Source organism: Tenacibaculum caenipelagi (genome assembly GCF_004363005.1).
GTDB lineage: Bacteria > Bacteroidota > Bacteroidia > Flavobacteriales > Flavobacteriaceae > Polaribacter > Polaribacter caenipelagi.
In genome coordinates this window covers 441,341-454,509 of record NZ_SNYH01000004.1, presented here as the reverse complement: position 1 = coordinate 454,509, position 13,169 = coordinate 441,341, and the positions used below count along the sequence as shown (strand labels likewise).

General features: G+C 31.5%; 8 protein-coding genes. 4 read left to right on the top strand and 4 right to left on the bottom strand.

The annotated features are described in order from the left end of the window. Nucleotides 1-190: 190 nt before the first annotated feature. The 3 genes from DFQ07_RS10945 to miaE all read right to left on the bottom strand — a co-directional run bounded on the left by DFQ07_RS10945 (nucleotide 191) and on the right by miaE (nucleotide 1,810). On the bottom strand, nucleotides 191-679 hold the full coding sequence (locus DFQ07_RS10945) for a CAP domain-containing protein (protein WP_133536751.1): 489 nt from the start codon (nucleotides 677-679) through the stop codon (nucleotides 191-193). Nucleotides 680-791: 112 nt separating this feature from the next. Beyond that, complete coding sequence (locus DFQ07_RS10940; protein WP_133536749.1) at nucleotides 792-1,229, bottom strand: DUF4268 domain-containing protein; 438 nt, start codon at nucleotides 1,227-1,229, stop codon at nucleotides 792-794. After that, the gene (miaE, locus tag DFQ07_RS10935; RefSeq protein WP_133536747.1) at nucleotides 1,229-1,810 is read right to left on the bottom strand and encodes a tRNA-(ms[2]io[6]A)-hydroxylase; all 582 of its coding nucleotides are present in this window, start codon (nucleotides 1,808-1,810) and stop codon (nucleotides 1,229-1,231) included. Before miaE ends, DFQ07_RS10940 begins: the two co-directional genes overlap by 1 nt. 247 nt (nucleotides 1,811-2,057) lie before the next feature. On the opposite strand from miaE, the gene DFQ07_RS10930 reads away from it, so the two are divergent. From DFQ07_RS10930 to DFQ07_RS10920, 3 genes are all read left to right on the top strand, one after another. Then, nucleotides 2,058-7,577, top strand: a complete 5,520-nt coding sequence (locus DFQ07_RS10930; protein WP_133536745.1) for an alpha-2-macroglobulin family protein — start codon at nucleotides 2,058-2,060, stop codon at nucleotides 7,575-7,577. A 138-nt stretch (nucleotides 7,578-7,715) separates the two neighbouring features. Further along, the gene (locus tag DFQ07_RS10925) at nucleotides 7,716-9,029 is read left to right on the top strand and encodes a DEAD/DEAH box helicase (protein ID WP_133536743.1); all 1,314 of its coding nucleotides are present in this window, start codon (nucleotides 7,716-7,718) and stop codon (nucleotides 9,027-9,029) included. Between the two features lie 300 nt (nucleotides 9,030-9,329). Further along, nucleotides 9,330-9,746, top strand: a complete 417-nt coding sequence (locus DFQ07_RS10920; protein ID WP_133536741.1) for a hypothetical protein — start codon at nucleotides 9,330-9,332, stop codon at nucleotides 9,744-9,746. Between the two features lie 36 nt (nucleotides 9,747-9,782). On the opposite strand, the gene DFQ07_RS10915 is transcribed toward DFQ07_RS10920, so the two are convergent. Then, the gene (locus DFQ07_RS10915; protein WP_133536739.1) at nucleotides 9,783-10,727 is read right to left on the bottom strand and encodes a tRNA dihydrouridine synthase; all 945 of its coding nucleotides are present in this window, start codon (nucleotides 10,725-10,727) and stop codon (nucleotides 9,783-9,785) included. An 85-nt stretch (nucleotides 10,728-10,812) separates the two neighbouring features. On the opposite strand from DFQ07_RS10915, the gene pbpC reads away from it, so the two are divergent. Beyond that, nucleotides 10,813-13,164 (top strand): penicillin-binding protein 1C, encoded by a 2,352-nt coding sequence (pbpC, locus tag DFQ07_RS10910; RefSeq protein ID WP_133536737.1) that lies wholly within the window; start codon nucleotides 10,813-10,815, stop codon nucleotides 13,162-13,164. The last annotated feature ends 5 nt before the right edge of the window (nucleotides 13,165-13,169 follow it).

Genomic DNA, 13,169 nt, shown 5'->3' with positions numbered 1-13,169 from the left:
TAGTTAATAAATGCTCAAATGGTGTTCAATGTACAGAAGAAGAACACCAAGAAAACCGACGTTCGAAATTTATAATTGTTAATGATTATAAATAGTTAAAAATAAGTAATTAGTCTCCCGTAGAGTAGTTTTCTTTTGCCCTGATCCAATTCCGCATATTGGATTGGGGTTTTTTTTCGTTAATTCGTTACTACTTGACAAAAATATTGGTAAAATACCATTTGCCATCCGTACTTTTTTCAGCAGTAATATCAAAATGAGTATAATCTCCTTCAATATTATGCTTATGCCCGTCGCTTTTAATCCATGCGCTAACTACTGATTCAGCAGTAGAATAACCATAAGCTACATTTTCAGCTACGCTTACAGCATTTGCATTTTCAACTAAATACTCTTTACGTTGGTAAAAAAAGTCATGTGATACCTCATTCTTTTCAACCATGTAGTTCGTGTGGTTGTTCGTTTGAGATTTGATAACTTGAAGTTTACTTAGTGAAGAAAAGCCATTATTAACACGATAATCGTTAATTAGGTCTAAAATGTCTGCTTCTATTGATTTTTCACTGATTGTTGTTGATAGTTCTGGGGTGTTATCAACAATCTCAGTCTCATTAGAAGAACAAGATGTTAGTATTAGTGCAAAAAAGAGCACCAATAACTTGAGGGGGTAGTTATTCATGATCGTAGGGGTTTGGGGTTAATCAAAAAACTGGGATAAATATATGCCAAAAAACAGATATAAAGCAAGTTATATGCGAGATAAGTAGGGAAAAAGGGTGTTTTTCCTTTGGTTATATAGCTTGTTTTATAAAGTCTTCATACTCATAAAAAAACAGTTCAAATTGCGTCATTGTATCAACATAAAACTCGAAACAATCTCTCCATGTATTTTTATTATGAATACTAAATTTCTTATCAAAAGGAACATAAATTCTACGGATGATTTTACGATTTTCTAGCTCAAAATTATCATCATAAATCACTTCTGGTAAATATTCAGATTCTAGTATCTTTTTTAAAGAAATCAATTGGTCGTAAAGTAATTCATTAGCTATATCTTCTGGGTGCTCAAAGTCTAAACAAACTGAAGCTTTTTTTCTGTCAGCCTGAAATTTAAAGGCAAAACCTTTAATTTTGGTATTGTATAACAACCATTTTCTTGGAAAAGATTTTCCAAAACTTGTCCAAAATTCTTTGCGTAAACGAGCAGATTCTTCTTTACTAAACACTATCCGTGAACTTTTGCAGTTTTACCTCTTTCTCGCATCATTACAGCTTCAAAAGCTAATAAATCATTCCATTTTTTATCAACAATATCACGATCCATATATTTGCGAGCATATCCTAAAAATAAGGTATAGTGGTTTGCTTCAGAAACCATTAAGTCTAGATAAAATTTTGATAATTCTTCGTCTTCCATATTATCTGCAAAAACCTTAAAACGTTCACAACTACGCGCTTCAATTAAAGCAGCTACTAATAAACGGTGTATCAAAGCTTCGGTTCTATTACCTGTATGCGGAAAAAACTTTTGCAATTTTAAAGCGTAGTCATTTTTAGTTGCTTGTCCTAAAACCATACCACGATCTACCATTAAGTTGTGTACCATTCTAAAATGTTCCATTTCTTCAATGGCAATGTCACTCATATCTTTTACAAGTGCCGTTTCTTCAGAGTAATTAATAATAATTGAAACAGCATTAGAAGCTGCTTTTTGTTCCGCAAAAGCATGATCAGTTAATAACTGTTCCAATCCATTTTTAGCTACTTCAACCCATGAAGTTTCGGTATCAAATTGTAATCCAAGCATAATGTACTATTAAGGGTGTAAAAGTAAAAAAAATATAAGCATTAATTGTACAACAGATAATTTTAAAATAGCTAAATTTGTTTCCAAAAACTTGAAAAGGTAGGGTAAACCTTCCAAAAATTGCTTAAAAACCTCAATTTTATACAAATTCTCATTTAGTTACTACGAATTCTAAAAAGAAGATGTGTGAAAAATATTTTTAAGTAGTTTTAAATAAAATTGAGTAAAAACGAAACTTCTTAATACAATGAAAAAAAAATTGATAAAAAGAATAACTAAAGTTGTTAGTTCTTTTGCACTAATCCTTTTTGTACTCATCGCAAATTCATGTAAAAAATCAGTAGCTTCTGAGAGTAATATTACTGAGTTTAGCGAGTATATTTCTGGATTTCCAAATAAACTAATTTCAGTAACCCCTAATTTAAAGTTTGTATTAAAAAATAAGATTGAGAGCAGTTTTGATGCGAACGAAGTTGTTACTACAAAACCAAATATTGAAGGACAAGTTGTTGTAACTGGTAACGAATTGGTATTTGTACCTGCAGAAAAGCTAAAAAGTAATCAAGAGTATTTGATAACGTTGCATTTATCTAAGTTGTATGAAGATATAAACGATGAATTAAAAGACTTTACTGTTAAAGTAAAAACAAAAGAATTATTATTTAATGTATCGTTGCAATCACCAAGTGTATATACAAAAGATTTATATGCTGTTGAAGGAGAGGTGCTAGCGAGTGATGTTATTGAAACTGCTAAATTATCAGCTTTAGTAAAAGCTAACTATAATGGAAAGTCAAAGAATATTACGTTTAGTGAAGTAGGGGAGTTGAGTTCTAAAATTTATTTTAAAATTGATAGTATTCAGCGTTTTGAAGACGATAAACAATTAGCTATAACTTGGAATGGAACTCCAGTTCAATCAGAATCTAAAGGAAAAAGAGAGTTAACAATTACAGGGAAGAACAACTTTAAAGTATTAGATGTAGAAGTAGTTGATACTGACAAACAGCATATTGAAATCAGTTTTTCTGATCCAATACAGAAATCACAAAACTTAAAAGGACTTATTCAGTTTTTGAATACACAAAAGAGAGAGTTTACTTACAAAGTAAATAATAATAAAATTACGCTGTATCCAAAATCATCATATACACAAAAGGTAGATGTTGAAATATTTAAAGGTATTAAGAGTGCGGATGGATATACTCTGAAAGAAAACGTTATAAAAACCGTACACTTTGAAGACTTAAAACCTGCAGTAAGTTTTATTAAAAGCGGATCGATTTTACCAAACTCTAATAACTTAAAAATAAACTTTAACGCTGTTAATTTAAAAGCGGTAGATGCAACAGTTTATAAAATTTACAAGGATAATGTATTGCAGTTTTTACAGTATAATAGTTTAAGTAATCAAGGAAATTTACGTTATGTAGGTCGTCCAGTTGCAAAACATACTGTCAATTTAAGTAATCAAGGAGTTGATTTAAAAAAAGAAAATGTTTTTGCAATAGATTTAGCAGAAATAGTAACTGTTGAAGATGGTGCGATGTACAGAGTTGAGTTATCATTCAATAAAGATTATTCAAATTATTTGTGTGATGAAAGTGTAGCAACTAAAACTATTGTTTATGGTAAAAAGGATGTAGATACCAAGAGATTTGACAGTCCTAATTATTATGATGATTACTACGATGATTACAGTTGGAGAGATCGAGATAATCCATGTACTACATCATACTATTATAATAAAAGTATCAGTACAAATATTTTAGCAACAAACATTGGAGTTATAGTTAAAAAAGGGAACAATGATAAAATCGTAGTAGCTGTTACCGATTTGTTGACTACCAATACTATAGAAGGAGCGAAAGTAACGCTATACAACTTACAAAAGCAAGCAGTAGAGTCAACATCTACAAATAAAGAAGGAATCGCTACTTTTAATAACATTTCCAATGCATTTTTTACTGTAGTTACTAAAAACAAAAACACAACATACATCAAACTGAACGACGGAGAAGCTTTGTCGATGAGTAAGTTTGATGTTTCAGGAGTAAAACTACAAGAAGGGATTAAAGGTTATATTTATGGTGAACGTGGGGTTTGGAGACCTGGAGATCAATTATTCTTAACCTTTGTATTAAATGACAATGCAAACCCAATACCTAATGATCATCCAATTAAGTTTGAGTTAATTAATCCGCAAGGAAAAATAATCGACCAAACCATACTTCCAAAGAAATCAAACAACGTATATGGATATGCGCCTACAACAAATCCTGAAGCAATTACAGGAAATTGGAAATTACGAGTAAGTGTAGGAGGAGCAGTTTTCAATAAAACATTGAAGATTGAAACCATAAAACCAAATCGCTTAAAAATTAAATTAGCAACAAAAGAAGAATTTATCAAAGCGAATACCCCAATTACAGGAGATGTAGAGGTAAAATGGTTACACGGAGCTATTGCAAGAGGTTTAAAATTAGATATCAACGGAAAATTTTCACAAACCACTACAGAGTTTTTGAAGTTTAAGAACTATAATTTCGATGATGCAACTCGTCGATTTGGTACAGAAGAATTTAAAGTTTTAAAAGGAAGCTTAAGTAATGAAGGAACAACTAATTTTTCTGTAAAACCTAAGTTAGATAGTAAAGCTCCTGGTATGTTAAAAGCGAGTTTTATTACAAAAGTGTATGAGAATGGAGGAGATTTTAGTACCGATGTTTTTTCTAAAAAAGTATCACCATATATTTCGTATGCAGGATTGCAAGATGCTGAAGAACCACAGTCTAAAAACTACTTATTTACAGATGAAGAGTATACGTTTAATGTTGCTTCTGTAACTGAAGATGGAGAAGGACTATCGAATAATTTAGAGGTAAATGTGTATAAGTTATCATGGCGTTGGTGGTGGAGTACCTCTGATAATGGATTGTCTAGTTATGACGGAACACGTTATCACGAGCCTTATAAGAAATTACAAGTAACTACTAATGGAAATGGTAAAGGAACATTTAAATTAAAAGTTGATGAAAACGATTGGGGACGCTATTTAATTAAAGTAACAGACTTAAAAAGTAAGCACATAACTTCTAATGTGGTGTATTTTGATTGGCCTTCTTGGTATGCAAAGAAAAAAGGAAATCAAGATAAGAGCAATGCTAGTATGTTGGTATTTACTACAGATAAAGAATCATATGAAGTAAATGAAACTGCGACAGTTAAGTTTCCTTCTTCAGAAGGTGGTAAAGCATTTATTACGATTGAAAATGGAACCGAAGTATTAGACCATTTTTGGGTACCAACGCAAGCGCAACAAACATCTTTTAGATTTCCTGTAAAAGCCAGTTATACACCTAATGTATTTGTCAATATTTCATTATTACAAAAACACAGTCAAACGGTTAATGATTTACCAATTCGTATGTATGGTTCTATTCCTATGTTGGTAAATAATCCTGCAACTAAATTAGAACCTAAAATTCAGCTGGCGGATGAGTTGAGACCAGAATCTACCATAACCATTCGAGTAAAAGAAGAAAAGGGCAGACCAATGACCTATACAATTGCATTAGTTGATGAAGGGTTATTAGATTTAACTCGTTTTAAAACTCCGAATCCATGGAGTGTTTTCTATGCACGTCAGTCTTTAGGAGTAAAAACTTGGGATATTTTTGACGATGTAATTGGTGCTTATGGAGGAAAAGTAAATCAAATATTGAGTATTGGAGGAGATGAAGCAGAAGCTGGAAGTAAAAACCGAAAAGCCAACCGATTTAAACCGATGGTTACTTATTTAGGTCCTTTTGATTTAGAAAAGGGTGATATTAAGGAGCACAAGGTTAAAATACCAAAATATGTAGGATCCGTTCGTGCTATGGTAGTAGCTACTGATACTAAAAAAGATGCCTATGGTAGTGATGAGAAAACAGCTTTTGTACGTAAGCCTGTAATGATTTTAGCATCATTACCTCGTAAGATTACGCCACAGGAAACCGTTACCTTACCTGTTACTGTTTTTGCAATGAAATCAAACATCAAAAATGTAAAAGTAACAGTACAACCTAACGAAGCTTATACGATAGTAGGAGATCGCACTCAAACAGTTTCGTTTGATCAACCAGACGAGAAAATGACATATTTCACTTTAAAAGTGAATGATTTTAAAGGAATTGGTAAAGTGAAAATAGATGCAAGTTCAGGAAATGAAAAAGCATCTTACGAAGTGGAAATAGACGTGTTAAATCCAAATCCTGTTACTTCTGAAGTAAAAGATTTGGTATTAAAATCGAGTGAGCAAGGAGAAATTAATTTTACAAGTTTTGGAACCAAAGGAACCAATGCCGCTACAATAGAATTATCTACATTGCCTCCAATGAACTTTACCAAACGTTTAGGATATTTAATTCGTTATCCACACGGTTGCGTAGAGCAAACCACGTCGAGCGCTTTTCCACAATTATTTTTACCAGAACTCTTTGAGTTACCAAAAGAAAAAATAGCTTCTACCGAAAGAAATATAAAGGCTACAATTCAACGATTATCCGATTTTCAATTGTCTAATGGAGGACTTTCATATTGGCAAGGAAATAGCGCTGCAGATAGTTGGGGAACATCGTATGCAGGTCATTTTATGATAGAAGCAGAAAAGAAAGGATATGTATTACCAATTGGTTTTAAATCAAAATGGATAGGATATCAAAAGCAGCAAGCGCGTAATTGGAGAAATAGTTCAGGTTATTATAACAATTCGTTTTCACAAGCCTACCGATTATATACCTTGAGTTTGGCAAACAGTCCTGATTTAGCTTCAATGAACCGTTTGCGTGAATCAATGGGGGTTTCTGACGAAGCTAAAATGAGATTGGCGAGCGCATATGCTTTAATTGGTAAAAAAGCCATAGCACAATCCATTTTAAAAGGATTAACAGGTTACACGTATACAAAGCGATATTATTCAAATTACGGTTCTGAAACACGTAATAAGGCGATGTCTTTAGAAACATACACTTTATTAGGAGAAGAAACTAAAGCAATAAAGCTAGCCAAAGAAATTGCTGAAAATTTATCTAGTAACAATTGGATGAGTACGCAAACAACGGCGTATAGTTTATTAGCAATGAGCCAATATGCATTGAAAAATGGAGGAGTTGAAGGTATTAAAACCAGCTATATTTTCAATAAAGTTTCAGGAGAAGCAAGTACAACAAAATCGTTATTAGTAAAAGATTTAGTAGCGCTTCAACAAGAAAACTCTTTAAAGATTACCAATAAAAACAACGGAGTTTTATATGTACGTGTATTAAATAAAGGAATTTTACCTGTGGGTGAGGAAAAAGTATTCCAAAAGAATTTGGAAACCTCTATCGTATATAAGACAAAAGACGGAGCTCGTATTGAACCAGATAACTTATCGCAAGGAACTAATTTTATTGCAGAAATAATAGTTAAGAATTCTACCAATGAAACGATTGAAAATGTTGCCTTGACACAATTTATACCTTCAGGTTGGGAAATTATTAATACTCGTTTTACTGATTTTGGAAATAATACCACATCTTCAAAAGTAGACTATACCGATATACGAGATGCAAGTATCAGTAACTACTTTACCTTGAAAAAGTATGAAACTAAAACATTTAGAGTGTTGTTAAATGCATCGTATTTAGGAGAGTACTATTTACCAGGAGTACAAGTTGAAGCAATGTATGATAATGATTACATAGCCAGAACCAAAGGAGAATGGATTAAAGTGGTGAAATAGTTATTAATAATTAAAAAAGGTAAATAAAGCTTACTGATTTCAGTAAGCTTTATTTATTTCTAAAATACTTAATTTTTCCTTGTATAAGACTACCTATCTTTGCCACCTATATAAAATTCATAGATATAAAAAAGGATTATGGTAAATACAGTTAAAACACAAGAAGATATTTTAGCAAAATTAAATATTTATGAGTTAAATGAAATGCAACAAAATGCCATTTCGACTATTGATAAAACAACCAATACAATAATACTATCACCTACTGGTACAGGTAAAACATTAGGATTTTTATTGCCTACATTAAAATTAATAGACCCTGATAATAAAGAGGTTCAGGTTTTAATTTTAGTGCCATCAAGAGAATTAGCAATTCAAATAGAACAGGTGATTCGTGAAATGGGAACAGGTTTAAAAGTAAATGCTGTATACGGTGGGCGTTCAATGGCAAAAGATAAAATTGAATTAAAACATACACCAAGTGTATTAATAGGCACACCTGGTAGAATCTCTGATCATTTTGCTAACGATCGTTTTTCTAAAGAAAGTATTAAAACCTTGATTTTAGATGAGTTTGATAAATCGTTAGAAGTTGGTTTTGAGTATGAAATGCGCGGAATTATTAATCAATTACCAAGTATTAATAAACGTATCTTAACTTCAGCAACTCAAGAAGCTGAAGTTCCAGATTTTGTACGTTTAAACAATCCTACCGTATTAAACTATTTAACAGATAAAAAACCAAAGAAATTAACTTTAAAAACAGTTGTTTCGCCATCAAAAAATAAAAATCAAACCTTAGTTGAACTATTACATCACATAGGAAATCAACAAGGAATTATTTTTTGTAATTTAAAAGATAGTATTGCTAACGTAAGCGAGTTTTTAGCGAAGAACAAAATAGCACACAGTTGTTTTTCTGGTGGAATGGAGCAAAGAGATCGCGAACGTTCTTTAATAAAGTTTAGAAACGGAACAAGTCAAGTATTACTAGCTACTGATTTAGCTGCAAGAGGAATTGATATTCCAGAAATGAAATACATTATTCATTATGAATTACCACAAAGAATAGAAGAGTTTACCCATAGAAACGGACGAACAGCAAGGGTAAATTCGAAAGGAACAGCTTATGTTTTAAAGTGGCAAAAAGAAAATCTTCCAGAATTTCTTAAAAATATACCAAATACCGATATTTCTCAGAAGCAAAAATTAAAACCTGGTTATTGGGAGACGTTATTTATTTCTGGAGGAAGAAAAGACAAAATATCTAAAGGAGATATTGCAGGTTTATTCTTTAAAAAAGGAAATTTAACCAAAGAACAATTAGGAGTTATTGAGTTAAAACAGGACTGTGCTTTTATTTCGGTTCCTATTACTGAGTCAAAAAGGTTATTAGAAGATTTGAATAATACACGCTTAAAAAACAAAAAAATTCGTATTACATTAGCGTAAACTTATTTGAAAAGAGAACATTTTATTATTCAATATGATTGTTTTTTCTTGTAAACCAGTGTTATTGTTGTGTATAAGCTAGTTAATGATAGAGTTAGAATTTTAAGTGTTGTAAGAGAAAAAAAATATTATGAAAAAAGTTTCTCACCTTCACATACACAGGAAGAAATAGAATATTAAAAAGGAGGAAAAGTTGCTTCCCTAAAAAGGACTAACTTTTCGCTTATGGTTGTATGAATAATCTGACAAAAAAATATAATAGAAAATAGTATAATTAGATATTGGAAAATTAATATATTTATGATAATTAAAATATTAACCTACTTAGTTTTAATTACATTGTTTTTATCATCGTTGATGACAGTATGTATAAATATACATAGCTTTTTTAATAATAAGTCGGAAGAAGGAACAGTTTTTAAGATAGAGCAGTTTGATTATTCAGGTCATAATCAAAGCTCATCTTATACGACTTTTTATATTAAAAAAGAAAAGATAGTATTAGAGGGAGATTATGATATAGATAAAAGTTTCTTTATAGGCAAAGGAGATACAGTTGTTTATAGAAGAATAAACTTTCAAAATCAGATAAGACCATTAAAAGTAAACGGAAAAAAAGTTCAAAATTATTACGGTCCTTGGGATTATTTAAGTTTATTAATACTTATTTGTATGGTACTAATATATTTTTACTGGAATAAATTTATTAAAAAATAAAACATAGAGAAGAAGATTAAAAAAAACGTTTACTATTCATTCCTCTTCTAAAATCTCCTTAACAGCTGCCTGATATTTCTTAGGATTTGTCGCTTTTTTAATTTTTTTATAAGTTTTACGAGGATCAGAAAACGATTGAGAAAAATACTCCCAAAAGCCTAACATTTTCATTTTTATAGGTGTTGGTCCTGACAATGTAGCATCATATTGTTGATATATTTCATCATGAAACTCTCTAAATATATTCCATCTGTCTTTTGGATATTCAGTAGTGTTATCTTTAATCATTTGTGGTAAAAAAGGGTCTGCAATTAAACCACGTCCAATCATAAAATGTGTAATACTAGGAAAACGTTCTTTCATAGCTTTAAAACCTGCTACTGTAGTAATATCACCATTATAATATAATTGATGTTTGGCAATGTCTATACATTTTTGAAAAGCATCTAAATCAACACCTCCTTTGTATAATTGTTTTCCAATTCTAGCATGAATAGCCACATTTTTTAACGGGTATTTATCTAAAATAGGAAAAGTGTGCAGTATTTCTTCACTGTTTTCATAACCCATTCTCATTTTCATTGATACTAGAATGTCGGTTTCGTTATGAGCACGATGTAGTATTTCATCTATACGCGTAGGATTACAAATTAAACCAGAGCCCATACCCGATTTTGTAACCATAGGGTAGGGACACCCTAAATTCCAATTCAACTCTTTATATCCTAAACTTTGTACATATTTGGCAACAAATAAAAATTCTTCAGGATCATTGGTTATAACTTGCGGAATAACCGTTAAAGTTGTGTTATTTTCAGGGAGCAAATCACGTTCATAACTCGATTTTATTTTAAATTTCCCATTTAATCGAATGTAAGGAGCATAAAAGGTATCGATACCACCAAAATATTTTTGTTGGGCATTCCTAAAACGAAAATCGGTAAACCCTTGTAAAGGTGAAGAAAGTAAGGTAAAACTCATAGTGTAATTTGAGTTGCAAATATAACAGACTTATCGACTAAATGTTTGCTATAAACTTTATACTTTTGAGATATATAAGTTGTCTATGAAAATTGTTTTTAACTTTTTAAAACAGCATAAAATTAAAGTTATCATTATAAGTGTTTTTATGGTAGCTTATTATTTCTGTTTACCTAAAAACCTTTTCGATAATCCAACATCAACAGTCGTAACAGCAAAAAATAATGAATTGTTAGGAGCTGTTATAGCCGATGATGGTCAGTGGCGATTTCCCGAGTTAGATTCGGTTCCTAAAAAGTTTGAGTATTGTATTTTACAGTTTGAAGATGCTTACTTCTACAAACATTTCGGTTTTAACCCTATTTCTATAGGGAAAGCGATGATAGAAAATATCAAAGCTAAAAAAGTAGTACGAGGAGGAAGTACATTGACACAACAAGTAATTCGCTTGTCGAGAAAAAATAAAAAGCGCTCTTATTTTGAAAAACTACAAGAACTTATTTTAGCTACTCGATTAGAATTCAGATCTTCTAAAAAAGAAATTTTAAAATTGTACGCATCGCATGCTCCTTTTGGAGGCAATGTGGTGGGCTTAGAAATGGCTTCATGGCGTTATTTCGGATTACAACCGCATCAACTATCATGGGCAGAAAGTGCAACGTTAGCAGTACTACCGAATGCTCCTTCGTTAATTTATCCAGGTAAAAATCAACAAAGATTAAAAGACAAAAGAAATAAACTCCTTTTCAAATTAATGGAAGAAGGAATTATAGATCAAATTACCTATGAACTAGCAATAGAAGAAGAACTTCCGAAGAAACCTTATCCGTTACCAACTGTTTCTCCACATTTCGTACAGGAGGTAAACTTAAAATATAAAGGAAAGCGTATACAAAGTTCTATAGATATTCATTTACAAAAACAGGTGAATAACTTAGTAAAGCAACATTATGACCGTCAAAAACAAAATGAAGTGTATAATATGGCTGTTTTGGTGTTGGATGTTGAAACGAGAAAAGTATTAGCGTATGTAGGAAATTCTCCTACAGATAAAATGCATCAAAAAGATGTAAACAATGTTGTGGCACCAAGGAGTACAGGAAGTACCTTAAAACCATTTTTATATGCACATATGTTGCAGTCTGGAGATTTGTTACCTACGCAGTTAGTAGCAGATGTGCCTACTGAAATTGCAGGGTATTCACCTAAGAACTTTAGTTTAACTTTTGATGGTGCAGTACCAGCCAATGAAGCTTTGACCAGATCGTTAAACATCCCTTTGGTGCGATTGTTACAATCGTACGGTTTAGAGAAGTTTAGAGAAGATATAAAAGCGTACAAAATAAGTGACATTAATAAATCTGCCGATTATTACGGATTGTCGCTTATCTTAGGAGGAGCAGAAGCAAGTTTGTGGGATTTGTGTAAAACATTTGCGGGCTATGCAGGAATTGTAAATCATTATGAAGAGTTAAAACATCAATACTATCAAGATGAATTTATAGAGCCAAGTTTTGTGTTAAATGGTAAACCTGATTTTGGAGTAACTCATAAAAATTACACAACTATTAATGCGGGTTCAGCATATGTAACCTTAAATACTTTAATTGAAGTTAACAGACCTTATACAGATCAGGCTTGGAAGTATTTCGATTCTTCACAAAAAATAGCATGGAAAACAGGAACAAGTTTTGGAAATAAAGACGCTTGGGCTATTGGCACAACTCCAAAATATGTGGTAGGAGTGTGGATAGGGAATTCTGATGGAGAAGGACGTCCAGATCTTACAGGAGTAGGAAGTGCAGCTCCCTTACTATTTGATATTTTTGACGTGTTACCAAAGGCAGATTGGTTTTTAGAGCCTTTTGAAGATTTGATAGAAGTATCTGTTTGCGAGAAAAGTGGCTTTTTAGCCAAATCTATTTGTCCACCTGTAACCAAACGAGTTCAAAAAAGCGCCATGAAAGCGAGATCATGTTCGTATCATCAACAAATAATGGTTGATAGGTTTGAAAAGTATAGAGTAAACTCAAATTGTGAGTCAATTGCTAATATGACAAAGAAATCATGGTTTGTATTACCTCCTTTAATGGCACATTATTATCAGCAAAAAAATGCAGATTATAGACCATTACCTAAGTTTAGAAATGATTGTTATCGATTAGAAAATAACACAATGGATTTTGTTTTTCCAGCTAAACTTTATTCAAAACTATCATTAACTAGAGGAGAAGACAATAAAATCAATCCCATAATTTTAAAGTTAACTCATTTTAATTCAGAAGCTAAAGTGTATTGGTATTTGAATGATACGTTTATAGGTTTAACTCAACAGTATCATGAGCAAGCAATTATGCCGAAGAAAGGAGTATATGCTATTACAGCTATGGATGACTTGGGTAATGAAGTAAAGAGAATTATAGAAATAAAAAATTAAAAAAA